The following is a 24,118-nucleotide window of genomic DNA, read 5'->3' as shown; positions in this document are numbered from 1 at the left end:
GAGAGGACGAGCTTTGGGGACCCGCCATATCCTATTTCGGGGGGCAAGGAGACGCGTCGGCGTCCCCCGACCTAGCTGCCCGGGGCGTCGCCGCCACGCAAGTCGAGCAGCCACGGCGTGCCGCGCGCGTCAGCCCGGCCAGGTCCGCGCCCCCGGCCCGGCCGACCCCGCCGCCGCGGCCCGCGCCACCGCCCCGGCCGCTGCCGCGGTCCCCGGCGACCGGCTTCCGCATTCAGTACCTCGGTCTGGACGTGCCGGTCATCCAGCTCCGGCTCGACCGCAACCGTCAGCTCGCCACGCCGCCGGTCGACAACCCCAAGCTGGTCGGCTGGTTCGAGAGCGGCCCGTCCCCGGGCGAGAACGGCACGGCCGTGGTCGTCGGACACCGGGACACCAGGACCGGCCCCGCCGTCTTCGCCGGTCTCGGCCTGCTCCGTACCGGCCGGCTCATCGAGGCCCGGCGCGCCGACGGACGCACCGCCGTCTACACCGTGGACGCCGTACGGACGTACGAGAAGGCGCACTTCCCCGACAAGGAGGTGTACGGCGGCCGGGGGCGCCCCGAGCTGCGTCTGATCACCTGCGGCGGCACCTACAACCGGAAGACCGGCTACGCCAGCAATGTCGTCGTCTTCGCCCACCTCACGAGCACCCGGGAGGCCGGCGCGCCGAGCACGCCCCCGGCGGGGCGCTGAATCCGCGGGCCCGATCCCGCCGCGTGTCTTCCCCCGGGTGTGTGCGGTCCGTTAGCTTCCGTGACTCAGGCGTCCCGTACGGCCCGCAGGCGACGTCCGACCGCGGAGCACCCGCGGCCTGTGAGCCCCCGGGGGGCAATGCCTCATGACACGCGCCATCTCCCTGCACGATGTGAGCAAGTCGTACGCAAAGGGCGTCCGCGTGGTGGAGCGGCTGTCCCTCGACATCCGGCCCGGTGAGTTCCTGGTGCTCCTCGGGCCCTCCGGCTGCGGCAAGTCGACCGTGCTGAGAATGATCGCCGGACTGGAGGAGGTCACCGAGGGAGTGGTGCGCCTCGACGGCGAGTACGCCAACGACCTGCCGCCGTCCGGGCGCGACATCGCGATGGTCTTCCAGAACTTCGCCCTCTATCCGACCATGTCCACCCGCGACAACATCGGCTTCCCGCTGCGGATCGAGACGCCCGGCGCCGACCCCCGCCCCCGCGTCGACGCCACCGCCCGGATGCTCGGCATCGAGGACCTCCTCGACCGCTTCCCCCACCAGCTCTCCGGCGGTGAACGCCAGCGCGTCGCCATGGGCCGCGCGATCGCCCGCCACCCCTCCGCGTTTCTGATGGACGAGCCGCTGTCCAACCTGGACGCCAAGCTCCGCAACCATCTGCGCGCCGAAATATCCAGGCTCACCCGGAAGTTGGGCGTCACCACGGTGTACGTCACCCACGACCAGGCCGAGGCGATGTCGCTCGGCGACCGGGTCGCCGTGCTGCGCGGCGGGGTCCTCCAGCAGCTCGGCACACCGCGGACGGTCTACGGGCTGCCCGCGAACATCTTCGTTGCCGCGTTCATCGGCACTCCCCGGATCAATCTGCTGCGCGGGCTCGTGCGGGCGCCGCTGGACGGCGCCATGACGATCAGTCTCGGCAAGCAGTTCCTGCGGCTGCCCGAACCCCTGTGCCTGGACCACCAGTTGCTGCGGGTGCAGCAGGGGCGGGAGGTCATCGTGGGGCTGCGCTCCGAGGCGATCCGGCTCGCCAAACCGTCCGCGGCGCGGCCGGGTGAAGCGGTGCTCACCGGACTTGTCGAGCATGTCGAGTTCCAGGGCCACGAGGTCCTCGTGCACTTCAACACCGGTTCCCGGCCCGCCGTCGTACCGGATCTGGAGGCGCCGCGACCGGTGCGGCCGGCCCGGCGCCGCCGACGGGACGGCGGGGTCCTCGGCCGTCTGCGGGAGCGGGCCGGTTCGCTGCGGGCCGGGCCCGTGGTGGTCCTGGAGCACCCCGGGGATACGGAACCGGATCCGGTCGACCCGGCGCCGCCCGAGGGCCGGCTCCCCGGTGACCTCGTGGTCCGCACGACCCCGGACATCGAGCTCAAGCACGGCATGCAGGTCCCGCTCCTCGTGGATCTCGCCCATCTGTTCGTCTTCGACCAGCACGGCGAACGCATCTGCCCGGCTCCGGCGCGGCTGCCGGATCTGGAGGAGTGAGTTCCGCTAGGGATGCCTGCATGATCACTCACAGCATGCGCTCCCGGGTCGGTGCCACCGTCGCCACCGCCCTTGTCGTCGCCGGCGCTCCGGTCGCGTACGCCGCGTTCGGCGACGGGGCGGCGCGGCCGGAGGTGCGGGGGACGGCGTACATCGAGACGCAGCTCTTCTTCGGCACCGAGCGGCCCGACGGCGGGCCGGCCGTGACCGACGCCCAGTTCATGGACTTCGTCGACCGGGAGGTCACGCCCGGCTTTCCGGCCGGGCTGACGGTGCAGGACGGGCGCGGGCAGTGGCGGGACGCGTCCGGCAGGGTCGAGCACGAGCGCTCGTACGAGCTGATCCTGCTGTATCCGCAGGCGGCGGCGCGGGCGAACGACCGGAAGATCGAGAAGGTCCGCCGTGCCTATGTGAAGGCCTTCGCCCAGGAGGCCGTGGCGAGGGTGGACGACCGGGCGGAGGCCGACTTCTGAGCCCTCTGATCCGCATATGGCCCCGAGGGGCCCGAGGCGGCCCTGGGGCCGGACCCCTCTGGCGCCCGAAAACTATCATCGCTAGTTTAGGGTGCGGACGACGCGGCCCCTCCGGGAGGAACACGATGAAGGCACATGACGGCTTGTACATCGACGGTGCCTGGCGCCCCGCCGCGGGTCCGGACACGATCGAGGTCGTGAACCCGGTCGACGAGCAGATCGTCGGCCGCGTCCCGGCGGGCACCGCCGAGGACGTCGACACCGCCGTACGCGCCGCGCGAGCCGCCTTCCCGGGCTGGGCCGCCACCCCGCCCGCCGAGCGCGCCGCCCGGCTGGCGGCCCTGCGCGATGTGCTCGTGGCCCGCAAGGACGAGGTGGCCGAGACCGTCACGGCCGAGCTGGGCTCGCCGCTGCCCTTCTCGCAGGCGGTGCACGCGGCCGTCCCGATCCTGGTCGCGGGCTCGTACGCCGAGCTGGCCGCCACGTACGCCTTCGAGGAGAAGGTCGGGAACTCGACCGTCCACCACGAGCCGGTCGGCGTCGTCGGTGCGATCACGCCCTGGAACTACCCGCTGCACCAGATCGTCGCCAAGGTCGCTCCGGCGCTCGCCGCCGGCTGCACGGTGGTGCTCAAGCCCGCCGAGGACACCCCGCTCACCGCCCAGCTGTTCGCCGAGGCCGTGGCCGAGGCGGGCGTCCCGGCCGGCGCCTTCAACCTGGTGACCGGCCTCGGTCCGGTCGCCGGTCAGGCCCTCGCCGAGCACCCGGACGTGGACCTCGTCTCCTTCACCGGTTCCACGGCGGTCGGCCGGCGGATCGGGGCGACGGCCGGCGCGGCCGTGAAGCGGGTCGCCCTGGAACTCGGCGGCAAGTCCGCCAACGTCATCCTGCCGAGCGCCGACCTCGCCAAGGCCGTCAACGTCGGGGTCGCCAACGTGATGTCCAACTCGGGGCAGACGTGCAGCGCCTGGACCCGGATGCTGGTGCACACCTCCCAGTACGAGGAGGCGGTGGAGCTGGCCGCCGCGGCCGCCGCGAAGTACGGCGACCGCATCGGCCCGGTCGTCAACGCCAAACAGCAGGCACGCGTGCGGGGTTACATCGAGAAGGGTGTCGAGGAGGGGGCCCGGCTTGTCGCGGGCGGCCCCGAATCCCCGCGCGAGCAGGGCTACTTCGTGAGCCCGACGGTCTTCGCCGAGGTGACGCCGGAGATGACCATCGCGCAGGAGGAGATCTTCGGCCCGGTGCTCTCCGTCATCCGGTACGAGGACGAGGCGGACGCCCTGCGGATCGCGAACGGCACGGTGTACGGGCTCGCGGGCGCGGTGTGGGCCGGCGACGAGTCGGAGGCCGTGGCGTTCGCGCGCCGGCTCGACACCGGACAGGTCGACATCAACGGCGGGCGCTTCAACCCCCTGGCGCCCTTCGGCGGTTACAAGCAGTCGGGCGTCGGCCGCGAGCTGGGCGCACACGGCCTTTCCGAGTACCTCCAGACCAAGTCCCTGCAGTTCTAGGCCTTAGGAGCATGCACGTGGTTCGCGCCGCAGTACTCCCCGCCGTGGGCGCTCCGTTGGAGATCGCCGAGATCGACCTGCCGGAGCCCGGCCCGGGCCAGGTCCGCGTCCGGCTCGCCGCCGCCGGGGTCTGCCACTCCGACCTGTCGCTGTCCGACGGCACCATGCGGGTGCCGGTCCCCGCCGTCCTCGGCCACGAGGGCGCGGGCACCGTCGTCTCCGTCGGCGAGGACGTCACCCAGGTGGCGCCCGGCGACGAGGTCGTCCTCAACTGGGCCCCGTCCTGCGGGCGTTGTCATGCCTGTTCGCTCGGCGAGGTCTGGCTCTGCGCCAACGCGCTGGCCGGCGCGGCGAACGTGTACGCCCGCCGCGCGGACGGCACGGATCTCCACCCCGGTCTGAACGTCGCCGCGTTCGCCGAGGAGACCGTCGTGCCGGCCGCCTGCGTCCTCCCGCTCCCCGCCGGGGTCCCGCTCACCGACGCGGCCCTCCTCGGCTGCGCCGTGCTCACCGGCTACGGCGCCGTCCACCACTCGGCGAAGGTGCGCGAGGGCGAGACCGTGGCCGTGTTCGGCGTGGGCGGAGTCGGCCTCGCGACCCTGCAGGCCGCCCGTATCGCCGGTGCCTCGAAGATCATCGCGGTGGATGTCTCCCCGGCGAAGGAGTCGCTGGCCCGGGCGGCCGGAGCCACCGACTACGTCGTAGCCTCCGAGAACACCGCCCGCGAGATCCGCGGCCTCACCGGCAAGCAGGGTGTCGACGTCGCCGTCGAATGCGTCGGCCGCGCCGTCACCATCCGGACCGCCTGGGACTCCACCCGCCGCGGCGGCCGCACCACGGTCGTCGGCATCGGCGGCAAGGACCAGCAGGTCACCTTCAACGCGCTGGAGATCTTCCACTGGGGGAGGACCCTCGCGGGCTGTGTGTACGGCAACTCGGACCCGGCGAGGGACGTGCCGGTGCTGGCCGGGCACGTCCGGGCCGGCCGCCTGGACCTGGGCGCCCTGGTCACCGAAAGGATCGGCCTCGAGGGGATTCCGGCGGCGTTCGACAACATGATCGCGGGCAAGGGCGGCCGGGCGCTGGTGGTCTTCTAGCCCCTGTCACCAGGACCCCGGCCGCACCTCGCGGCCGGGGTCGGAGGCGTGCCCGGGCGCCGGGGCGGCAATTCCCTGGACCTCCCTGGACCGGTCCCCGGCCGGGCTCCGGGTGTCCCTCCCGGACGGCCCTTCGTTGCCACGGGCAGGTAAAAACTGCTGCTGCACGACCCGTTGACCCCCGTACCGTCCGGTCAGTATGTTCCGCAGTCACGGCGCCGCTCCCCGAACCGTCCCCGCATCGCTGCACCGCCCCCGCACCCCCGAACCGTCCCCGCACCCACCGGAGTGTGCACGCATGGACACGGCACCATCCGCTCTCCCCGACACCACCCCCGTGCCCGACACCCGCAACCGTCGCAAGGTGGCCACCGCGGCCGCACTCGCCTCGGCCGTCGAGTGGTACGACTACTTCGTCTTCGGTATCGCCGCCGCCCTGGTGCTCGGCGACCTCTACTTCCCCGCCGGCAGCTCGTCCGCCGGAGTCCTCGCCTCCTTCGCGACCTTCGCCGTGGGCTTCCTCGCCCGTCCGCTCGGCGGAGTCATCGCGGGCCACCTCGGCGACCGGCACGGCCGCAAACCCATGCTGGTCCTGGCGCTCACCCTGATGGGCCTGGCCACCACCGGCATCGGCCTGCTGCCCACCTACGAGACCATCGGCGTCGCCGCGCCGGTACTGCTCGTCCTCCTGCGGGTGGTGCAGGGCATCGCCGTCGGCGCGCAGTGGGGCGGCGCGATGCTGCTCGCCACCGAGTACGCCCCGGAGGGTAAGCGCGGGATCTACGGCAGCTTCGTGCAACTCGGCGTCCCCATCGGCGTGGTGACCGCCAACACCGTGTTCCTCGTCGCCGGCGCGGTCACCAGCGAGAACGCGTTCACCGCCTGGGGCTGGCGACTGCCCTTCCTGGTCGGCCTGTTGGTGCTGCTACTCGCCCGGTACATCCACACCCGCGTCGAGGAGACCCCCGAATTCCGGGCCGCGGAAAGGGCGTTGGCGGAGAAGGAGAAGGGTGAGCGCAGCTCGCCGCTGCGCGGGATCCTGCGCGGTCATCTGGGTACGGTGTTCCTCGCGGGCGGCTCCTTCGCCGTGAACACCGCGACCTTCTACATCCTCATCACGGGCGTCCTCGACTACACCACCCGCGAACTCGACATGAAACGCGGCGCGGTGCTCACCGTCTCGCTCTGCGTCAGCCTGACCCAACTGATCCTGATACCGGCGTCCGCCGCCCTCTCCGACCGCATCGGGCGCATCCGGATCTACGCCTTCGGGGCCGCCGGGATCGCGCTGTGGGCGGTGCCGATGTTCCTGCTCATCGACACGGGCTCCCTGCTGTGGCTGGCCGTCGGCACCTTCGTCGCGAGCTGCTTCCTCAGCATCATGTACGGGCCCCAGGCCGCCCTGTTCGCCGAGCTGTTCACGCCGGAGATGCGTTACACCGGCGCCTCGCTCGGCTACCAGATCGCCGCCGTGTTCGGCGGCGGCCTCGCCCCCTTCGTGATGGTGCTCCTGCTGGAAGCGACGGGCACCTCGCTGGCCGTCTCCGCCTACGTCATCGGCCTGGCCCTGATATCGCTCGTCTCCATCAAGGTCCTTGCCGGCAGGGCGCGTTCGCACGACGGCCCGGAGGCGCGGACCGAGGGCTGAGGCCGGCCGTCAGGCCTGGCCGGGCTGCCGTTCCGGAGCGGGCTGCGCGGTCGCGGCCGGTTCCGGAACGGGGGCCGGTTCCGGGACCGCGGCCGTTCCCGCCACCGCCGGCGTGCGGGTACGCGGCCGGGAGCGGGAGACCGCCACACCGGCCAGGCACAGCAGGCCGCCCCCGAGGGTGAACAGCCCCGGGATCTCGTCGAGGAACAGCCAGGACATCAGCACGACCAGAGCGGGCACGGCGTAGGTGGTCGCGCCCATCCGGCTCGCGGTCGTACGGGCCAGCGCGTACGCCCACGTCGTGAACGCCAGCGCGGTCGGGAAGACGCCCAGGTAGAGCATGTTGAGGGTGGCCGAGGCCGGCGCGTCCGCCGCGTCGCGGACCAGCTGCCCGGCGAACGGCAGACAGGCGACGGCGCCGACGAGACATCCGAACGTCGTCACCTGGAGGGGGCTCGCGCTGCTCAGCGCGGGCTTCTGGGCGACGACTCCGCAGGCGCACCCGACCGCGGCGAGCAGGCACAGCGCCACACCCAGGAGCGAGGACCCGCCCCCTCCGGACATCGACAGGCCCACCGTGACGGCTCCGGCGAACGACACCGCCATGCCCGCGAGGAGCCGGGGCGGCACGGCGTCACCGAGCAGCCGCGAACCCAGCAGCGCGACCAGGACCGGTCCGATGTTCACCACGAGGGCCGCCGTACCGGCGTCCACCTGCTGCTCGCCCCAGTTGAGCGCCACCATGTAGAAGCCGAACCACAGGAGCCCGGATATCGCGATCCCGCGCCAGGCCGCCCGCGGCGGCAGCCCTTCCCCGCGCACGAGGCACAGCGCGCCCAGCGCGAGGGCCCCGGCGAGCAGCCGGCCGAGCGCCAGCGCACCCGGTGAGTACGCGGCACCCGCACTGCGGATCGACACGAAGGCGGACGCCCACAGCACGACAGTGACCGTGGCCGCGCCGGTGGCAAGCAGCTCCGCGCGACGGGCCGGAACGGACGGGGAGGTGTTCATCATGCTCCCGAGGCTAGAGGTGGGTTCGGACGACAGCTGGCGCATTTCGGACGCGGCGCTGAGGGGCAGGCCGTCGGCCGGGCGGGCCGCGGGGTGCGGTGCCGCCGCCTTGTCGGGGTGCGCTGTTCGACGTAGTCCAGCGGCCGGACTCCAGCGGTCGCAGTCCTGCAGTCGTACTCCAGGGGAAGGGGTCTCGGTCGGGCGTGCCGTCCTGCGTGGTCCCGCCGCCCCGGCCGGGTGGGCTGCGTGATCCCGCCGCCCGGCAGGGTTCGCTGCGCGGTCCCGCCGCCCGGCCGGGTGGGCTGCCTGGTGCAGTCCCGCGGCCGGGTGTGTTGCTCGGTGTCGGGCGCCGTCTTGGCGGGGGTGTGGCGTTCGGTGTTGGGCGCTGCCCTGGTGGGGCGTGCTGCTCGGTGCCGGCGCCGCCTTGGGCGAAGTGCGCTGCCGGCTCGGTCCCGCCGCCCAGGCGTACGCGTCGCTCAGCGCAGTGCCGCCGCCTCGATTCCGAGGAGTTGGGCCAGGGTCCGCTCGCCCTGCTCGGTGACCTTCACCGCACGTTCCGAGCCGATGCGTACGCACCAGCCGGCCTCCAGGGCATGCCGGCACAGGGCCGCGCCGGCGACGCCCGCGAGATGGGGCCGGCGCTCGGTCCAGTCGAGGCAGGCCCGGGCCAGCGGGCGCCGGCCACCGGGAGTCAGGCCGATGCCCACGGACGTGAACCAGTCCAGCCCGTCGTCCGTGAGCGCGAACCCGGTGTCCTGGCGCAGCAGTCCGCGCGCCGTCAGCGCGTCCGTGACGGCGATGCCGAGCCGGCCGGCGAGATGGTCGTAGCAGGTGCGGCCGCGCGCCATCGCGGACCCCGCGCCAGCCTCCCGCAGTGTGCGCGGTCGTTCGGCGGTCCCGGGCGCCACCTGGGCGGCGAGATCCTCGACGAGCTGCGCGACCCGCGGGTCGGCCAGGCGTACATACCGGTGCCGCCCCTGCCGCTCCTCGGTGAGCAGGGCGCCGTCGATCAGCTTGCCGAGGTGCTCGCTCGTGGTCGACGCGGCGACCCCCGCGTGCCGGGCCAGCTCACCGGCCGTCCACGCCCGCCCGTCGAGCAGGGCCAGCAGAAAGGCGGCCCGTGTCTCGTCGGCGATCAGCCCGGCGAGCCGGGCCAGCTGCGGCGCCTGGGCTTCCCGGGACCTTCGTCGGCTCGTCATGTGCTCCAGCATGCGGCACGCACAGTTCGGCGCTCACCGAACTGTGCCGTACGCCGACCGAGCCCTGCCGTGCCGCCGCGACCGGTCGGCCGGGAGCCGCTACGCGGTGCGCCGCAGCTGCTCGTACTGCAGCGCCAGCCCGTCAAGGAGCGCGGTCAGCCCGGTCTCGAAGGCCCGTTCGTCGATCTTCTCCTGCTGGTCGGCGAGGAGGTGCGCCTGCCCGAGGTGCGGGTAGTCGGCCGGGTCGTACGCCGTCTCGTCGTCCACGAAGCCCCCGGCGAACGACCCGAGCGCGGAGCCCATGATGAAGTACCGCATCAGCGCACCGATGGACGTGGCCTGCGCGGGCGGCCAGCCCGCGTCCACCATCGCGCCGAAGGCGGCGTCCGCGACCCGCAGTCCCGCGGGTCTGCGCCCCGGACCGCGCGCCAGGACCGGAACAATGTTCGGGTGGTCGCGCAGGGCGGCCCGGTAGGAGACGGCCCAGTCGTGCAGGGCGGTCCGCCAGTCCCTGCCGTCCTCGAACGCCGACAGGTCGACCTGGGCGCTCACCGAGTCCGCGACCGCCTCCAGGATCTGGTCCTTCGTGCGGAAGTGGTTGTAGAGCGAGGGCCCGCTCACCCCCAGCTCGGCGGCGAGCCGACGGGTCGAGACGGCCGCGAGACCCTCGGCGTCCACCAGCGCCCGCGCCGCCTCGACGATGCGGTCGGTGCTCAGGAGGGGCTTGCGCGGTCGGGCCATGGCGCACATAGTAGGGCTGCGCATGGAAACTAGCAGTGCTAATTTAAATGTCCCGCATTCAAGTTCGTCAGGCGTGTGCGGTGTTCGCGTTCGGCAGGCATTTGGAGTGACGTCATGAACCTGGAGCTCAGCGAGGAGCAGACCGCGGTCCGGCAGCTCGCCAAGGACTTCGTGGACCGTGAGATCGCCCCGCACGTGATCGCCTGGGACCGGGCGGAGGACGTCGACCGCTCGATCGTCAAGAAGCTCGGCGCCGTCGGCTTCCTCGGGCTCACCATCGACGAGGAGTACGGCGGTTCGGGCGGCGACCATCTGGCGTACTGCCTGGTGACGGAGGAGCTGGGCCGGGGCGACTCCTCGGTCCGTGGCATCGTCTCGGTCTCCCTCGGGCTCGTCGCCAAGAGCATCGCGCACTGGGGGAGCGAGGAGCAGAAGCGGCGCTGGCTGCCGGGCCTCACCTCCGGCGCGTACGTCGGATGCTTCGGTCTGACCGAGCCCGGTACCGGCTCCGACGCGGGCAACCTGACGACGCGGGCCGTGCGCGACGGCGACGACTACGTCATCAACGGCACCAAGATGTTCATCACCAACGGCACCTGGGCCGACGTCGTGCTTCTCTTCGCCCGTTCCACGGACGCCCCCGGACACAAGGGCGTCTCGGCCTTCCTCGTACCGGCCGACACCCCCGGCCTGACCCGCCGCACCCTGCACGGCAAGCTCGGCCTGCGTGGCCAGGCCACCGCCGAACTCGTCCTGGAGGACGTGCGCGTCCCCGCCGAGGCGATGCTCGCGCCGGAGGGCAAGGGCTTCTCCGTCGCCATGTCCGCGCTGGCCAAGGGCCGGATGTCGGTCGCCGCCGGCTGCGTCGGCATCGCGCAGGCGGCGCTGGACGCGGCGGTGAAGTACGCCACGGAGCGCGAGCAGTTCGGCAGGACGATCGCCCACCACCAGCTCGTCCAGGAGCTGCTGAGCGACATTGACGTGGACGTGGACGCGGCGCGGCTGCTGACCTGGCGGGTCGCCGATCTCATCGACCGGGGGCGGCCGTTCGCCGCCGAGTCGTCCAAGGCCAAGCTCTTCGCCTCGGAGGCCGCGGTCCGGGCCGCGAACAACGCCCTCCAGGTCTTCGGGGGTTACGGCTACATCGACGAGTACCCGGCCGGGAAGCTGCTGCGCGACGCCCGGGTGATGACCCTCTACGAAGGCACCAGCCAGATCCAGAAGCTGCTCATCGGGCGGGCGTTGACGGGCGTCTCCGCGTTCTGAGTACGTCGTCCCCCGCGGGCCTGAGTATCTCGGCGGATGTGGCCGCGGCCGCATCCGCCGAAGCTTGGCCGCATGAGTGAGACACCGGTCAAACAGCAGTCCACGGCGGCTTTCTACGGACAGGCCGTGGCCTCCTTCTCGGTCGCCATCGCCGCGACCGCCATCGGCATCTTGCGGCTGGACGCCAACGCCTGGGTGCGCGGCTTCCTCGCCATCGCCGTCCTGTATCTCGTGACCTCGTCCTTCACCCTCGCCAAGGTGATCCGGGACCGGCAGGAGGCCGGCCAGATCGTCAGCCGCGTCGACCAGGCCAGGCTCGAGAAACTGCTTGCCGAGTACGACCCCTACGAGAAGTCCTGAACTCTTTCGCGCCCCGCTGAGCGGGCAATCTAAGCGCTCGCTCACCTTCGGGGGTATGGTGTGCGTCCTGCCACTGGAAGGGGCACGAGCGATGAGTACGGCGAAGGAGACGGCCGGCGGCGAGACGCAGCCGTGGGGTGAGGTCACCCCGGACGCGGCCCGGCGGCTGCTCGTGGCCGCCGTGGAGGCCTTCGCCGAGCGCGGCTACCACGCGACGACCACCCGGGACATCGCGGGCCGCGCGGGCATGAGCCCGGCCGCGCTCTACATCCACTACAAGACCAAGGAAGAGCTGCTCCACCGGATCAGCCGGATCGGGCACGAGAAGGCGCTCGACATCCTGCGGACGGCGGCCCGCGGCGAGGGCAGCGCCACCGATCGGCTCGCCGACGCCGTGAGCTCCTTCGTCCGCTGGCATGCCGGAGGTCGCACCACCGCACGGGTGGTGCAGTACGAACTGGACTCGCTCGGCCCGGACGCCCGCGCCGAGATCATCGCCCTGCGCCGCCAGGTCGACGCCGAGGTGCGCGGGATCATTCAGGACGGTGTGACGGCGGGCGACTTCGACGTCCCGGACGTGCCCGGCACCACCCTCGCGGTCCTCTCCCTCTGCATCGACGTGGCGCGCTGGTTCAACGTCGACGGCCCCCGGACGCCCGACGAGGTCGGCGCCCTCTATGCCGACCTCGTACTGCGGATGGTGGGAGCGAAGTAACCTCCGGGGCCCGGGACGGGAACGGGCCCGTCCGTGGTCCGGAACCCGTGTCTAGAAGTAGTAGCGGGACACCGACTCCGCCACGCACACCGGCTTGTCGCCGCCCTCGCGCTCGACCGTCACCGCGGCCGTGACCTGGACGCCGCCGCCCGCCTCGGTGACCTCCTTGAGGACCGCCGTGGCGCGCAACCGGGAGCCCACCGGAACGGGCGCGGGGAAGCGCACCTTGTTGGTGCCGTAGTTGACGCCCATCTTCATGCCCTCGACGAGCAGCACCTGCGGGACCAGCACGGGCAGCAGCGACAGCGTGAGATAGCCGTGCGCGATGGTCGTGCCGAACGGGCCGGCGGCCGCCTTCTCCGGGTCCACGTGGATCCACTGGTGGTCGCCCGTCGCGTCCGCGAACAGGTCGATCCGCTTCTGGTCGATCTCCAGCCAGTCGCTGTGGCCCAACTGCTCGCCCACCGCCGCCTCGAGCTCCTCGGCTGACGTGAAGATCCTCGGCTCTGCCATGTCGCTGGCCTCCCGCGTGTCAATGTCTGAGCGTTTTTCATGCTAAGCGACTGCTTAGCATGGTCGGGGTCGGAGTCGATGTCAACGGACCGCACGGGTGACGGGGTGGGTAGGGTTCGAGGGGTGCCCCAGATTCCCGAGAAGATCCACGAACTCACGGTCGGCCAGTTGTCGGCCCGCAGTGGCGCCGCCGTCTCCGCTCTGCACTTCTACGAGTCCAAGGGCCTGATCAGCAGTCGCCGCACACCGGGCAACCAACGCCGCTACCACCGTGACGCGCTGCGCCGCGTCGCCTTCGTGCGGGCCGCGCAGCGCGTCGGCATTCCGCTCGCCACCATCCGCGAGGCCCTCGCCGAACTGCCCGAGGAGCGCACGCCGACGCGGGAGGACTGGGCGCGGCTCTCCGAGGCATGGCGGTCGGAGCTCGACGACCGCATCATGCAGCTGAGCAGGCTTCGCGACCATCTGACCGACTGCATCGGCTGCGGCTGTCTGTCCCTGCGGAACTGTGTGCTCTCCAACCCGGACGACGTCTTCGGTGAACGCCGGGCCGGCTCCCGCCTCATGGTGGAGCAGCCCGGCGCCGACGGCCCGGCACACCGCACGCGCCGGCCGGAGTCCGAGGACTGCCGCTGAGCGACGGCTCGGACCCCGTCCGCCCGTCTACTCGTACTCCGTGCCGCGCTTGCGGGTCAGCTACGCCGGGCCGATCGCCCCGGCCCCACTGCCCCGCCCAGCCGCGCGCCTCGCCCGCTACGAGCGCCCGGCCCGTCCGTACTGGAGCAGTCCCTCCGTCACCAACTGGGCGTTGGAGACAGCCCGCTGCCCGTCCGGCAGGACCAACGTGTCCTCCAGGCCGATCCGCGTGGCGAGCCCCAGTCGTCCGGCGAGGCGCAGGACCGGCCAGGCGCCTCCCTCCTCGCCGTGCAGCAGCACGGGGCGGCCGTGGGCGGTGCCGAGGTCCGCGAGCAGCGCCCGGGCCGACTCCTCGGCCGTCTCCGCGGACGGGTCCGTCACCTCCGCCAGGACGCGCAGCACCCGCGGGCCCCAGGCCGAGGCGGCGAACCGTGCGGCGCCGTCCGTGCCGGACCAGATGCCCGCCTCCACCCCCACCCCGCGCTCCAGGAGCGCCGCGACGACGTCCTCCGCACCCGGCTCGTGCCAGTTGACCGAGGCGTGATCGGGCAGGACGGTCCAGGCGCGGATGCGCTCCACGCGCGCGGCGGGATCGGGCTCGGCCCACGCTCCCGTCGTCACGCCGACCGGAACGCGAACCTGTGAACGTATCGCTTCGACTGTGGCCGCAACCGCTTTCCCGGACAATGTGTCCTGTCCACAGGGGGACTTGGGATGGACATGGATGTCCGAAGCCCCGACCGTGACAGCACGGGCCGCGGAGTCGGCCATCGCCCCCGGAGACATCGGCACGAGCGCACCGTCACCGGCCCCCCGGGCCCCGTTCACACACACCTGCACCATGCCCTGATGGTGCCAGCCGTCACTGACAGTCGGCCGCGGCCCGGCGGAACCGGCGCCGCGGAGAGGGAGGAGCACGGATGAGTGTGGTCATCAGCTCGCTGAAATACGACGCCGCACACTCGGGGGCGCAGAAGATCACGTACGACGAGGACGGCTATCACCTCGTCCGCTTCCCGTACGAGGACAGCGAGGAGTCGTACGACCCCTGGGGGATGCACGACCCGGCGAAGGGCGGAGCCAAGGCGTCGAAGTTCCCCGACGCGCGCTCGGGGCTCATCTGGCCGAGCCACGACGGCTGGGGCGTGCTGTCGGCGATGGTCTTCTGGGCGGCCGACGCCCGCGCTCTCGAATACCGGGCGCGCTTCGTGCGCGACCCGCTGGACGCCTCGACGGGATACGACTCGACCGCCACGAACGACACCACGCTCACCCGGGGTGGGCAGTACCGCACGTATCTGTGGCAGATGTTCGTGCATCCGGGGACCCCCGTCGGCCTGAAGATATCGGCGCGGGGAGCGGGAGACGCGAAGATCGCCACCCCGGTCACGCTCGCCGAGTTCAAGCTCGCCATCCACACGGACGTCAAGACGCCGTAGGCACCTGCACGGGGGTGCGTCCCCTTCGGCGCACCCCCGTCGTGCTCACGCCGACACCAGCAGCCTTCCGCGCCTGGCCTCCGCCAGCGCCTCGGGTGTCAGGACGGGCCTGGGCACCACTATGCCGCAGCCCGTGCAGACCGGACCCGACGACGGTTCGTGCGCCAGGTCGTACTTCCAGATGAGGCGCTCGCCGGTGCACACCGGGCAGACCGCGCCCGGCTCGCGCTCCAGCGCGGCGATCAGGCGTCGCAGCACCTCGGCCAGCGGCTCATTGGGGTGGACCCGAGGGTCGTCGCACCAGGCGACTCCGAATCCGCCCCAGGTCAGGCGGTGCCAGTCGTCGACCGTGCCCGGCCTGCGCAGCCCGTCGTGCTTCTCCTTCTTGCGGCGCTGGGCGAACGCCACCTCGTAGGTGAGCCAGACCTTGCGGGCGTCCTCCAGCTCGTCCAGCGCGGCCACGAGCCGCGCCGGGTCCGGGGACCGGTCCTCGGGGCCGAATCCGGCCCGGGAGCAGAGATGGTCCCAGGTCGCCCGGTGTCCGTACGGGGCGAACCTTTCAAGGCACTTGCGCAGTGAGTACCGCCGCAGTGCCAGATCGCACCTCGGATCGCGCACCTGTCTCGCCAGACTCCGGAAACCGGCCATCGCCCTGCACCTCCGTCACACCTGCAGCTGTACTTCGGTCACTTCGGCGGCGTCGTCATACGGACGTCGCCGAATAGACGTATCGACACGCGATTCGGCTCCATCCGATTTCCGATGACCGCCATAAGCCATCCACCGATCCCTTCACGGCCTACCTCCCGCCGCTGCCGGCCGCCTGTCGAAGTCGGCGGCGGGCAAGGCGCGTTGACACCAATCGGACCCGGGTGAGCCGGGTCCGTTGAAAAGTGACGCATGTTCACCTTCCAACGCGGGGATACCGGCGGTAACGTCCGGCACACCCCGTCGGGAGGACCCCCCATGCAACGGCGTACGTCACGCACCACCCTCGACAGACTGAGAACTCCCCGCCGATTCCCCAAGTTCCTCAAGGCCGCATCCATATGCGTCCTTATTGCCGGTCTTTTGTCACCCATTACCCAAGCGGCCGCCGAATCGACAGCCACCGCAGCCGCGAACGACTACTGCGGCGGACAGTGTTCGGACATCCTCCCGCCCGGTGAGAACGGCAACGCCACCCTCGCCGAAGTCCTGCTCAACCAGGCGTTCGGCACCCAGCCGGCGCACGCCGAGGACCAGCTCGGCCCCTACTCCAACCTGGCCTCGGGCTACCCCGCGCTCACCGACGCCAAGATCAACGACTTCTTCAACGACGCGTCCTTCGGCGTCCCCGCCGACCAGGTCGCCTCGACCACGAAGCCCTCCGGTCGCACCGACGTGACGATCGTCCGCGACAAGAAGACCGGAGTGCCGCACATCACCGGTACGACCCGCTACGGCACCGAGTACGGCGCCGGATACGCCGCCGGCCAGGACCGGCTGTGGCTGATGGACGTCTTCCGGCACGTCGGACGCGGCCAGGTGACCCCCTTCGCGGGCGGCGCCCCGTCCAACCAGGGCCTGGAACAGGAGTTCTGGCGCACCGCGCCGTACAGCGAGGCCGAACTGCAGGCACAGGTCGACTCCGTCGCCAACAACAACGGCGCGCGCGGCCAGCAGGCCCTCGCCGACGCCAAGGCCTACGTCGACGGCGTCAACGCCTACATCGACGCCTCCGACAGCGGCCGCTACTTCCCGGGCGAGTACGTCCTGACCGGCCACAAGGACTCCGTCACCAACGCCGGGACCATCGAGCACTTCAAGCTCACCGACCTGGTCGCGCTGGCCTCCGTCATCGGCTCGCTCTTCGGCTCCGGAGGCGGCGGCGAGGTCAACAACGCCCTCTCGCTGCTCGCCGCCCAGTCGAAGTACGGCGCGGCCGAGGGCACCAAGGTCTGGGAGTCCTTCCGCGAGCGCAACGACCCCGAGGCGGCGCTCACCGTCCACAACGGCGAGAGCTTCCCGTACGCCCCGAAGCCCGCCGACGCCCAGGGTGAGGCCCTGCCCGACGCCGGCTCGGTGACCCGCGAGCCGCTCGTCTACGACCGCACCGGCAGCGCTGCCACCGCCGGTGCCACCAGCGCCTCGGCCGCGGCGTCCGCCAACGCCGTCACCTCCGCCAAGCGCGGAATGTCCAACGCCCTGGTGGTGAGCGGCAAGGCCACCGCGAGCGGCCACCCGATCGCCGTCTTCGGCCCCCAGACCGGCTACTTCGCGCCCCAGCTGCTCATGCTCCAGGAGATCCAGGGCCCGGGCATCAGCGCCCGCGGCGCCTCGTTCGCGGGCCTGAGCATGTACGTCGAACTGGGCCGCGGCCAGGACTACTCCTGGAGTGCCACGACGTCCGGCCAGGACATCATCGACAGCTACGCCGTCGAGCTGTGCCAGGACGACTACCACTACCTCTACCACGGCACCTGCACCGCCATGGACAAGATCGAGCAGACCAACGCCTGGACGCCGACCGTCGCCGACTCGACCGCGGCCGGCTCCTACCGCATGCAGGTCTACCGGACGAAGTACGGCCCGGTGGAGTACCGCGCGACGGTGGGCGGCAAGAAGGTCGCGTACACCACCCTGCGCTCCTCCTACATGCACGAGGCCGACTCGATCATCGGTTTCCAGATGCTCAACGACCCGGACTACGTGAAGAGTCCGCAGACGTTCCAGAGCGCGGCGCAGCACATCAACTACACCTTCAACTGGTTCTACGCCGACTCCGCGCACACGGCGTACTACAACAGCGGCAACAACCCGGTGCGGGCCACCGGCGTCGACGCCGAGTTCCCGGTGTGGGCGCAGGCCGCGTACGAGTGGAAGGGCTGGGACGCGAGCACGAACACCGCCAGTTACACACCGGCGTCCGCCCACCCCAACTCCATCGACCAGGACTACTACATCTCCTGGAACAACAAGCAGGCCAAGGACTACACCACGGCCTCCTGGGGCGACGGCTCGGTCCACCGGGGCGACCTGTTGGAGGACCGTGTCAAGAAGCTCGTGACAGCGGGCGGGGTGACCAGGTCCTCGCTCGTCAAGGCGATGGCCGACGCCGCCCTGGCCGATCTGCGGGCCGAGGACGTGCTGCCCGGCCTGCTGAAGGTCGTCAACAGCCAGCCCGTCACGGACACGGCCGCCGCCGCGGCCGTGACGAAGCTGTCCGAGTGGGTGACGGCCGGGTCCAAGCGCAAGGAGACCTCGGCCGGTTCGCACACCTACGCCAACGCCGACGCGGTCCGCATCCTGGACGCCTGGTGGCCGCTGCTGGTGAAGGCCGAGTTCGCACCGGGACTCGGCAGTGATCTCTACACCGCCTTCACCAACAACCTTCCCGTCGACGAGGCGCCCTCGGCCGGCCACGGTCCGACCGGCTCGCACGCGGGAAGTTCCTACCAGTACGGCTGGTGGAGCTACGTGGACAAGGACATCCGGGCGGTCCTGGGTGAGTCCGTGCAGGGCGGCCTGTCCCAGAAGTACTGCGGGAACGGCAGCCTGACCGCCTGCCGGGACGCCCTGATCAGCACGCTCAAGGAGGCCGCGGGCAAGACCGCGGCCCAGGTCTACCCCGGCGACGACCAGTGCTCGGCGGGTGACCAGTGGTGCGCCGACTCGATCGTCCAGCGGGCGCTCGGCGGCATCAAGCACGGCAAGATCAGCTGGCAGAACCGGCCGACCTTCCAGCAGGTGGTGGAGTACACGTCGCACCGGTGACCGCCGGCGCACGTAACTCCTGAGCGGCGGCGGGCCGATGACCACGGTCCGCCGCCGGCACCATCCGGCGGCGGGCCCGGTCCACGCGGTCCGCCGCCGGACCACCGGGAGTGGTTCAGCGGAACCGCGCGGCGGTTCAGCGGATGCGGCCCGCCGCGAGGACCACCTGGGCCAGTTCGCGGTGGCAGATGTCGTTGTGCGCGCCGGTCGGCGGGCCGCCGCGCCGGACCACCGGGGCCGCGTCGATGTTCACGCACCCCGTGGTGGGCAGTTTCGCGCGCACCACGTCGGCGAGGCCGAGCGAGCGCGTGCCCTCGACCGCCTGCACGCCGTCGTGGCCCAGCGCACCCCACCGCGCGCCGAGTACCCGGTCGATGCCGATGCCGATGCCCGCGGCGCCCTCGCCCACGGCCGAACGCGCGTCGCCGGCTATCCGCGAAGCCAGCGGGTAGATCGTGCCGAGCGCCGAGTCGAAACGGGAGTAGCAGCACACCAGGGGGCCGTCGATGCGGTGCTGCCGACCGTACAGTACGCCGCTCGCCCGGGCGTCGTACGGCAGCCGGGCGGCGAACGCGTAGTGCGAGAAGGCCGCCTGGAGCAGGGTCACGGACTTCACCGCGTGCACGCTCTCGGGCAGTCCGCGCAGCGCGAAGGAGACCAGCCGCGCGCCGAAGCTGTGGCCGACGAGATGCACCCGCACGTCCGGCGCCGCCGCGGCCAGTTGTCCGATCGCCGGGCCGAGACCGTGCTCGCCGACGGTTCCGGCCCGCCGCTTCATCGCGTAGTAGGTGGCCTGCCGCAGCAGTTCGTGCGCTCCGTCCCACAGGCCGGGCACGGCGAACGAGTGGTCGGCCGTGGCGGGTGCCCCGATCTCCGCCAGCGCCCCGGCGAACTCGGCGCACACCCGGACTGTGTCCCCGAGAAGCATCTCCGGGTCGCCCCCCGGCACCCCGTCGGTCACCGCGTCGGCCGCGAACGTGCCCGGTGGCCTCTGCGGTCGCTCCTCCACAAGGAGCCGGACCAGCCGCCCGAACTCCTCCAGCGAGGCCCCCTCGTCGGGCTGCTGCTCCAGCAGCCGGGCGAGCTGCTCGACCACGCTCGCACGGCCGGGGAACCTCTCCACGAGCGCGTGCCGGGTCCCCTTGTCGAGAACGGGGCGTGCGGCGGCCGGCACCTCGGCGGCGGGGTTCGCCGGGGCCGCTGCGGCCAGGGGCGCCGGGAGGTCGGGAATGGGCTCGTCCGAGAACCGCATCGACGGCCAGATCACCCCGACGTACCCGAGGCGCGCATGAGGCGCGAGCTCCGGGACCGGCTCGAAGAAACGGCTGTAGAGGCGGGTCGCGCCCGAGCGGTCGTTGTTCCACCCGTGGGCGAAGACCACCACGTCGTGGACCTTGCGCCGCACCACCTCGCGGAGCAGCTCGTCCCGTTCCCGGCCGTCCACGTCGCCCTGCGCGTCGAAGGTCAGTTCCCAGTAGGGCGTCACGCTCATGTCCACCCGTGCCATGACGAGCCCCCTTCGGCCCCCAGGACGCAGCGTTGGGCGCATCGTCCTGCGGGGGGCGAGAGTTGGCCATACGCCACGACTCACCGGTACACGAGATACTCCCTGCGCATCCGCCGGAATGCCGCCAGCTCGCCCTGCCAGGCCGCCACGGTCTCGTCGGCCGTCGCCCCCGCGTCGATCATCGTGCGGACCAGCGTGGAACCGGTCAGCTTGTCGATCCAGTTGTCGGAGCGCCAAGTGAAGCCGCTCCAGGCCTTCTTCGCGGTCACCAGCAGGGCGACACCGGTGCGTACCGGGTCGAACGCGGCCCGGTCGTGGACGTGGATCTGCACCCCGCCGACGGTCTTCCCCTGGAACTTGGAGAACGTGGGGGCGAAGTACGCCTCCCTGAAGTGCACGCCCGGCAGCCCCAGTTGCTCTGCCTCCGCCGCCCACCGCCGGTCGATGCCCTCGGCGCCGAGCAGTTCGAACGGCCGGGTCGTGCCGCGTCCCTCGGACAGATTCGTCCCCTCGAAGAGACACGTCCCCGAGTAGACGAGCGCGGTGTCGGGCGTCGGCATGTTCGGGCTGGGCGGCACCCAGGGAAGTCCCGAGGCGTCGTAGAACTCGGACCGCTTCCACCCGGTCATGAGGACGGCCTCCAAGGGCACCGGCGTCGTCAGGAACTCCGCGTTGAACAGCCGCGCCAGCTCCACCACCGTCATCCCGTGCGCCTGCGCGATGGGCTGCCGTCCGACGAAGGTCGCGAACTCCTTGTGCAGGACGGGCCCCAGGGCCGCCCGCCCGGTCACCGGGTTCGGCCGGTCCAGCACCACGAAGCGCTTGCCGGCGAGCTGCGCGGCCTCCATGCAGTCGTACAGGGTCCAGATGTACGTGTAGAAGCGGGCGCCCACGTCCTGGATGTCGAAGACGACGGTGTCGACGCCGGAGGCGGTGAAGACGTCCGCCAGCGGCCGGCCGCTCTTCAAGTACGTGTCGTAGACGGGCAGTCCGGTCGCCGGGTCGTCGTAGCGGCCCTCCGAGCCGCCCGCCTGGGCGGTGCCGCGGAAGCCGTGCTCGGGTCCGAAGACGGCGGTCAGGTTCACGCGGTCGTCGGCGTGCATCACGTCCACGATGTGGCGGACGTCCCGGGTGACCCCCGTCGGGTTCGTCACGATGCCGACCCTCCGGCCGGCGAGCAGGGCGTAGCCGTCCGCGGCCAGCCGCTCGAAGCCGGTACGCAGCCGTCCGCCCCCCTCGACACCGGCGGCCGCCGGTGTCGCGGAGGTGGCAAGCGTGGCCGTGGTGGCGGCGAGCAGGCCGCGTCTGGACAGCTTCATGTGGTGACCCCCGTGATCGACGGAACTGTCATGGTCACGCACGCTAGCGCTCGCGCGCGCACCGCGGAACGAACCGGACCGGCCTCGTCGCACCCGCTTCCCTCCCGCCGGGCGGACGTACTCTTCTGCCGCGGGGCGGCCGTGTCCGACGGGTGCGGCACCGGCGGGGCCGCCCTTCCGTCGCTACATACCGACCGGTTAGTCTGATGTCGCAGCAGAGCCGATTCTCGTCGCGTCGAAGGAGACCGATGGTGGAAGCCGTGCAGGATGCCGGAGTGGTCGTCACCGGAGCGGGGGGCGGCATCGGGGCCGCGCTGGCCCGCCGTTTCGCCGCCGGAGGGGCCCGGGTGGTCGTCAATGACCTCGACGCGGCCAAGGCGAAGGCGGTGGCCGACGAGATCGGCGGGATCGCCGTCCCGGGGGACGCGTCCACGATCGTCGCCGCGGCCAGGGACGCCCTGGACGGCACGGTCGACGTCTACTGCGCCAACGCGGGCCTCGGCTCCGGCGGCACCGAGGCGGCCGGCGAGACGGTCTGGGCGCAGGCCTGGGACGTCAATGTGATGGCGCACGTCCGGGCGGCCCAGGAACTGCTCCCCGCCTGGCTCGAGCGCGGCAGCGGCCGTTTCGTCTCCACCGTCTCGGCCGCCGGGCTGCTCACCATGGTGGGCGCCGCCCCGTACAGCGTCACCAAGCACGGCGCGTACGCCTTCGCCGAGTGGCTCTCCCTCACGTACCGCCACCGCGGACTGAAGGTCCACGCGATCTGTCCGCAGGGCGTCCGCACGGACATGCTCGCCGCCACCGGAAGCGCCGGCGAGCTGGTGCTCCGGCCGACCGCCATCGAGCCCGAGGACGTCGCGTCCGCCCTCTTCGCCGGGATGGCCGAGGACCGCTTCCTGATCCTGCCGCACCCCGAGGTGGGCGGGTACTACCAGGCGCGCGCCACGGACCCCGACCGCTGGCTGACGAACATGAACCACATCCAGCAGAAGTGGGAGGCGTCCGAGTGACCGCACCCCGCTACGCGGACCGGCCCTGGCTGGCCCTGCTGAGCGACGCCCAGCGCGCTCCGGTCAGCCCCGTCGACTCACTGGTGCACGCCCTGCGCCGGGCCGCGGCGACCAGCCCGGACCGCGCCGCCCTCGCCTACTTCGACGGGCGGCTGAGCTACCGCGAGCTGGATGAGCTGAGCGACTCCGTCGCCGGCCACCTCGCCGCCCGCGGCCTGGAGCGCGGCGACCGGGTCGCGATCCTGCTGCAGAACTCCCCGCACTTCGTGCTCGCCCTGTTCGGCGCGTGGAAGGCGGGCGCGGTCGTCGTCCCGGTCAACCCGATGTACAAGTCGGGCGAGGTCCGTCACGTCCTCCACGACGCGGAGGTGAGCGCCCTCGTCTGCTCCGACCGCGCGTGGGAGTCGTATCTGCGCGAGAGCGCCGCCGACTCGCCGGTGCGGATCGCCCTCACCGCCTGTGAGTTGGATCTCCAAACCCGCAACGACGCGCGCGTGCTCGGCTTCGAACGACTGCCCGTCGCCGAGGACGCCGACGACCTGGTGACCGTCGCCCGGCAGGGCCACAAGGCCCCCGGGGACCGTGACGCGAACCCGTCCGACATCGCGCTGATCAGCTACACCTCGGGCACCAGCGGCACCCCCAAGGGAGCCACCAACACGCACGCCAACCTGATGTACAACGCCGAACGGCAGCGCTGCGGTCTGCTCCTGCCCGAGGCGCCGGTGTACTTCGCCATGGCGCCGCTCTTCCACATCACCGGCATGGTGGCCCAGCTCGCCGGGTGCCTCAACAGTGCGGGCACCCTCGTGCTCGCCTACCGGTTCGAGGCGGGCGTGGTCCTCGACGCGTTCGCGGAACACCGTCCCGTGTACACGGTGGGTCCCTCGACCGCCTTCATGGCGCTGGCCGCGCACCCCTCCGTCACCCCCGGCCACTTCTCGTCGTTCCTGATGATCTCCTCCGGCGGGGCGCCGCTGCCGCCCGCCCTGGTGGAGAAGTTCCGGGCCGGCTTCGGGCCGTACATCCACAACGGCTACGGGCTCACCGAGTGCAGCGCCCCCTGCGCCTCCGTACCGCCGGGCCGCGAGGCACCTGTCGACCCGGCCTCCGGGACGCTGGCCGTGGGCGTGCCGGGCCCCGACACGGTGGTGCGGATCGTCGACGACCTCGGCCAGGAGGTGCCCTTCGGGGAGCAGGGCGAGATCCTCGTCCGCGGCCCGCAGGTCGTGCCCGGCTACTGGCGCCGCCCCGAGGCCACCGCCGAGACGTTCCCGGACGGCGAGCTGCGCACCGGCGACATCGGTTTCATGGACCCCGAGGGCTGGCTCTACGTCGTCGACCGCAAGAAGGACATGATCAACGCGTCCGGGTTCAAGGTGTGGCCGCGCGAGGTCGAGGACGTCCTCTACACCCACCCCGCGGTCCGCGAGGCGGCGGTCGTGGGGATACCCGACGGCTATCGCGGAGAGACCGTCAAGGCCTACATCAGCCTGCGTCCGGGCAGCGAGACGGACCCCGGCGCGCTCGCCGAGTACTGCAAGGAGAGACTGGCCGCCTACAAGTATCCGCGGCAGGTCGAGATCCTGCCGGATCTGCCCAAGACGGCAAGTGGGAAGATCCTCCGGCGGGAGTTGCGTTCTCGCCAGGACGACGCGTAACAACAGGTACAGCCGGGCGGAGCGGCAGCAGGGCGACGCACAGCGGCAGGTACCGCGAATCGGAAG

General features: G+C 71.8%; 22 protein-coding genes. 14 read left to right on the top strand and 8 right to left on the bottom strand.

Features of this window, described 5'->3' with window-relative positions; translation table 11 throughout:
• Nucleotides 1-251: 251 nt before the first annotated feature.
• From ACFWM2_RS31450 to ACFWM2_RS31425, 6 genes are all read left to right on the top strand, one after another.
• Nucleotides 252-695, top strand: a complete 444-nt coding sequence (locus tag ACFWM2_RS31450) for a class F sortase (RefSeq protein WP_383286982.1) — start codon at nucleotides 252-254, stop codon at nucleotides 693-695.
• A gap of 145 nt (nucleotides 696-840) precedes the next feature.
• Nucleotides 841-2,184, top strand: coding sequence for an ABC transporter ATP-binding protein (locus tag ACFWM2_RS31445; RefSeq protein ID WP_383286980.1), 1,344 nt, complete (start codon nucleotides 841-843; stop codon nucleotides 2,182-2,184).
• 20 nt (nucleotides 2,185-2,204) lie between these two features.
• Complete coding sequence (locus ACFWM2_RS31440) at nucleotides 2,205-2,657, top strand: DUF3574 domain-containing protein (protein WP_383286978.1); 453 nt, start codon at nucleotides 2,205-2,207, stop codon at nucleotides 2,655-2,657.
• A gap of 125 nt (nucleotides 2,658-2,782) precedes the next feature.
• Nucleotides 2,783-4,171 (top strand): aldehyde dehydrogenase family protein, encoded by a 1,389-nt coding sequence (locus ACFWM2_RS31435; protein ID WP_383286976.1) that lies wholly within the window; start codon nucleotides 2,783-2,785, stop codon nucleotides 4,169-4,171.
• Between the two features lie 11 nt (nucleotides 4,172-4,182).
• Nucleotides 4,183-5,268, top strand: coding sequence for a Zn-dependent alcohol dehydrogenase (locus tag ACFWM2_RS31430; RefSeq protein ID WP_383286974.1), 1,086 nt, complete (start codon nucleotides 4,183-4,185; stop codon nucleotides 5,266-5,268).
• A gap of 298 nt (nucleotides 5,269-5,566) precedes the next feature.
• The gene (locus ACFWM2_RS31425; protein ID WP_383286972.1) at nucleotides 5,567-6,916 is read left to right on the top strand and encodes an MFS transporter; all 1,350 of its coding nucleotides are present in this window, start codon (nucleotides 5,567-5,569) and stop codon (nucleotides 6,914-6,916) included.
• A gap of 9 nt (nucleotides 6,917-6,925) precedes the next feature.
• Here ACFWM2_RS31425 and ACFWM2_RS31420 read toward each other — a convergent pair whose 3' ends face one another.
• The 3 genes from ACFWM2_RS31420 to ACFWM2_RS31410 form a co-directional block, all read right to left on the bottom strand.
• Entirely contained in the window at nucleotides 6,926-7,930 is a 1,005-nt protein-coding gene (locus tag ACFWM2_RS31420) for a DMT family transporter (RefSeq protein WP_383286970.1), read from the bottom strand.
• 473 nt (nucleotides 7,931-8,403) lie between these two features.
• Entirely contained in the window at nucleotides 8,404-9,126 is a 723-nt protein-coding gene (locus ACFWM2_RS31415) for an ArsR/SmtB family transcription factor (protein WP_383286968.1), read from the bottom strand.
• Between the two features lie 99 nt (nucleotides 9,127-9,225).
• Nucleotides 9,226-9,867 carry a TetR/AcrR family transcriptional regulator gene (locus tag ACFWM2_RS31410; RefSeq protein ID WP_383286966.1) on the bottom strand — a complete coding sequence of 214 codons (642 nt, stop codon included), beginning with the start codon at nucleotides 9,865-9,867 and terminating at the stop codon, nucleotides 9,226-9,228.
• Nucleotides 9,868-9,981: 114 nt separating this feature from the next.
• Between ACFWM2_RS31410 and ACFWM2_RS31405 the strand changes: the two genes are divergently transcribed.
• The 3 genes from ACFWM2_RS31405 to ACFWM2_RS31395 all read left to right on the top strand — a co-directional run bounded on the left by ACFWM2_RS31405 (nucleotide 9,982) and on the right by ACFWM2_RS31395 (nucleotide 12,208).
• Nucleotides 9,982-11,133, top strand: coding sequence for an acyl-CoA dehydrogenase family protein (locus tag ACFWM2_RS31405; RefSeq protein ID WP_383286964.1), 1,152 nt, complete (start codon nucleotides 9,982-9,984; stop codon nucleotides 11,131-11,133).
• Between the two features lie 72 nt (nucleotides 11,134-11,205).
• Nucleotides 11,206-11,493, top strand: coding sequence for a YiaA/YiaB family inner membrane protein (locus tag ACFWM2_RS31400; protein ID WP_383286962.1), 288 nt, complete (start codon nucleotides 11,206-11,208; stop codon nucleotides 11,491-11,493).
• A gap of 91 nt (nucleotides 11,494-11,584) precedes the next feature.
• Nucleotides 11,585-12,208, top strand: a complete 624-nt coding sequence (locus ACFWM2_RS31395) for a TetR/AcrR family transcriptional regulator (protein ID WP_383286960.1) — start codon at nucleotides 11,585-11,587, stop codon at nucleotides 12,206-12,208.
• Between the two features lie 51 nt (nucleotides 12,209-12,259).
• Here ACFWM2_RS31395 and ACFWM2_RS31390 read toward each other — a convergent pair whose 3' ends face one another.
• Entirely contained in the window at nucleotides 12,260-12,721 is a 462-nt protein-coding gene (locus ACFWM2_RS31390) for a MaoC family dehydratase (protein WP_383286958.1), read from the bottom strand.
• A 123-nt stretch (nucleotides 12,722-12,844) separates the two neighbouring features.
• On the opposite strand from ACFWM2_RS31390, the gene soxR reads away from it, so the two are divergent.
• A complete protein-coding gene (gene soxR, locus ACFWM2_RS31385; RefSeq protein ID WP_383286956.1) occupies nucleotides 12,845-13,357 on the top strand; it encodes a redox-sensitive transcriptional activator SoxR in 513 nt (170 codons plus the stop codon).
• 117 nt (nucleotides 13,358-13,474) lie between these two features.
• On the opposite strand, the gene ACFWM2_RS31380 is transcribed toward soxR, so the two are convergent.
• Complete coding sequence (locus tag ACFWM2_RS31380; protein WP_383286954.1) at nucleotides 13,475-14,200, bottom strand: 3-keto-5-aminohexanoate cleavage protein; 726 nt, start codon at nucleotides 14,198-14,200, stop codon at nucleotides 13,475-13,477.
• Between the two features lie 77 nt (nucleotides 14,201-14,277).
• On the opposite strand from ACFWM2_RS31380, the gene ACFWM2_RS31375 reads away from it, so the two are divergent.
• A complete protein-coding gene (locus ACFWM2_RS31375; RefSeq protein ID WP_383286952.1) occupies nucleotides 14,278-14,796 on the top strand; it encodes a hypothetical protein in 519 nt (172 codons plus the stop codon).
• 45 nt (nucleotides 14,797-14,841) lie between these two features.
• Here ACFWM2_RS31375 and ACFWM2_RS31370 read toward each other — a convergent pair whose 3' ends face one another.
• Nucleotides 14,842-15,444 carry a hypothetical protein gene (locus ACFWM2_RS31370; RefSeq protein ID WP_383286950.1) on the bottom strand — a complete coding sequence of 201 codons (603 nt, stop codon included), beginning with the start codon at nucleotides 15,442-15,444 and terminating at the stop codon, nucleotides 14,842-14,844.
• Between the two features lie 318 nt (nucleotides 15,445-15,762).
• Between ACFWM2_RS31370 and ACFWM2_RS31365 the strand changes: the two genes are divergently transcribed.
• A complete protein-coding gene (locus tag ACFWM2_RS31365; protein WP_383286948.1) occupies nucleotides 15,763-18,552 on the top strand; it encodes a penicillin acylase family protein in 2,790 nt (929 codons plus the stop codon).
• A 136-nt stretch (nucleotides 18,553-18,688) separates the two neighbouring features.
• On the opposite strand, the gene ACFWM2_RS31360 is transcribed toward ACFWM2_RS31365, so the two are convergent.
• Complete coding sequence (locus tag ACFWM2_RS31360) at nucleotides 18,689-20,059, bottom strand: serine-threonine protein kinase (RefSeq protein WP_383286946.1); 1,371 nt, start codon at nucleotides 20,057-20,059, stop codon at nucleotides 18,689-18,691.
• Nucleotides 20,060-20,139: 80 nt separating this feature from the next.
• Nucleotides 20,140-21,378, bottom strand: a complete 1,239-nt coding sequence (locus ACFWM2_RS31355) for an exo-beta-N-acetylmuramidase NamZ domain-containing protein (protein WP_383286944.1) — start codon at nucleotides 21,376-21,378, stop codon at nucleotides 20,140-20,142.
• Nucleotides 21,379-21,626: 248 nt separating this feature from the next.
• Between ACFWM2_RS31355 and ACFWM2_RS31350 the strand changes: the two genes are divergently transcribed.
• Both ACFWM2_RS31350 and ACFWM2_RS31345 read left to right on the top strand, forming a co-directional pair.
• Nucleotides 21,627-22,391: an SDR family oxidoreductase gene (locus ACFWM2_RS31350; RefSeq protein WP_383286942.1), complete on the top strand. Its 765-nt coding sequence runs from the start codon at nucleotides 21,627-21,629 to the stop codon at nucleotides 22,389-22,391.
• Complete coding sequence (locus ACFWM2_RS31345; protein WP_383286940.1) at nucleotides 22,388-24,052, top strand: class I adenylate-forming enzyme family protein; 1,665 nt, start codon at nucleotides 22,388-22,390, stop codon at nucleotides 24,050-24,052. Before ACFWM2_RS31350 ends, ACFWM2_RS31345 begins: the two co-directional genes overlap by 4 nt.
• The last annotated feature ends 66 nt before the right edge of the window (nucleotides 24,053-24,118 follow it).

The organism is Streptomyces sp. NPDC058371, assembly GCF_042723265.1.
In the GTDB taxonomy this organism is placed as follows: domain Bacteria; phylum Actinomycetota; class Actinomycetes; order Streptomycetales; family Streptomycetaceae; genus Streptomyces.
The sequence above is the reverse complement of the archived record's forward strand: the minus strand, read 5'-3'. Positions and strand labels throughout refer to the sequence as shown.

What these genes read in the sequence shown, in the direction of transcription:
- ACFWM2_RS31365 (WP_383286948.1), top strand. Translation starts at nt 15,763, where the DNA reads ATGCAACGGCGTACGTCACGCACCACCCTCGACAGACTGAGAACTCCC.
- ACFWM2_RS31400 (WP_383286962.1), top strand. Translation starts at nt 11,206, where the DNA reads ATGAGTGAGACACCGGTCAAACAGCAGTCCACGGCGGCTTTCTACGGA.
- ACFWM2_RS31355 (WP_383286944.1), bottom strand. Translation starts at nt 21,378, where the DNA reads ATGAAGCTGTCCAGACGCGGCCTGCTCGCCGCCACCACGGCCACGCTT.
- ACFWM2_RS31410 (WP_383286966.1), bottom strand. Translation starts at nt 9,867, where the DNA reads ATGGCCCGACCGCGCAAGCCCCTCCTGAGCACCGACCGCATCGTCGAG.
- ACFWM2_RS31440 (WP_383286978.1), top strand. Translation starts at nt 2,205, where the DNA reads ATGATCACTCACAGCATGCGCTCCCGGGTCGGTGCCACCGTCGCCACC.
- ACFWM2_RS31395 (WP_383286960.1), top strand. Translation starts at nt 11,585, where the DNA reads ATGAGTACGGCGAAGGAGACGGCCGGCGGCGAGACGCAGCCGTGGGGT.
- ACFWM2_RS31425 (WP_383286972.1), top strand. Translation starts at nt 5,567, where the DNA reads ATGGACACGGCACCATCCGCTCTCCCCGACACCACCCCCGTGCCCGAC.
- ACFWM2_RS31415 (WP_383286968.1), bottom strand. Translation starts at nt 9,126, where the DNA reads ATGACGAGCCGACGAAGGTCCCGGGAAGCCCAGGCGCCGCAGCTGGCC.
- ACFWM2_RS31435 (WP_383286976.1), top strand. Translation starts at nt 2,783, where the DNA reads ATGAAGGCACATGACGGCTTGTACATCGACGGTGCCTGGCGCCCCGCC.
- ACFWM2_RS31360 (WP_383286946.1), bottom strand. Translation starts at nt 20,059, where the DNA reads ATGGCACGGGTGGACATGAGCGTGACGCCCTACTGGGAACTGACCTTC.
- ACFWM2_RS31375 (WP_383286952.1), top strand. Translation starts at nt 14,278, where the DNA reads ATGAGTGTGGTCATCAGCTCGCTGAAATACGACGCCGCACACTCGGGG.
- ACFWM2_RS31430 (WP_383286974.1), top strand. Translation starts at nt 4,183, where the DNA reads ATGCACGTGGTTCGCGCCGCAGTACTCCCCGCCGTGGGCGCTCCGTTG.
- ACFWM2_RS31420 (WP_383286970.1), bottom strand. Translation starts at nt 7,930, where the DNA reads ATGATGAACACCTCCCCGTCCGTTCCGGCCCGTCGCGCGGAGCTGCTT.
- ACFWM2_RS31380 (WP_383286954.1), bottom strand. Translation starts at nt 14,200, where the DNA reads ATGGTGCAGGTGTGTGTGAACGGGGCCCGGGGGGCCGGTGACGGTGCG.
- ACFWM2_RS31445 (WP_383286980.1), top strand. Translation starts at nt 841, where the DNA reads ATGACACGCGCCATCTCCCTGCACGATGTGAGCAAGTCGTACGCAAAG.
- ACFWM2_RS31390 (WP_383286958.1), bottom strand. Translation starts at nt 12,721, where the DNA reads ATGGCAGAGCCGAGGATCTTCACGTCAGCCGAGGAGCTCGAGGCGGCG.
- ACFWM2_RS31350 (WP_383286942.1), top strand. Translation starts at nt 21,627, where the DNA reads ATGGTGGAAGCCGTGCAGGATGCCGGAGTGGTCGTCACCGGAGCGGGG.
- ACFWM2_RS31405 (WP_383286964.1), top strand. Translation starts at nt 9,982, where the DNA reads ATGAACCTGGAGCTCAGCGAGGAGCAGACCGCGGTCCGGCAGCTCGCC.
- ACFWM2_RS31370 (WP_383286950.1), bottom strand. Translation starts at nt 15,444, where the DNA reads ATGGCCGGTTTCCGGAGTCTGGCGAGACAGGTGCGCGATCCGAGGTGC.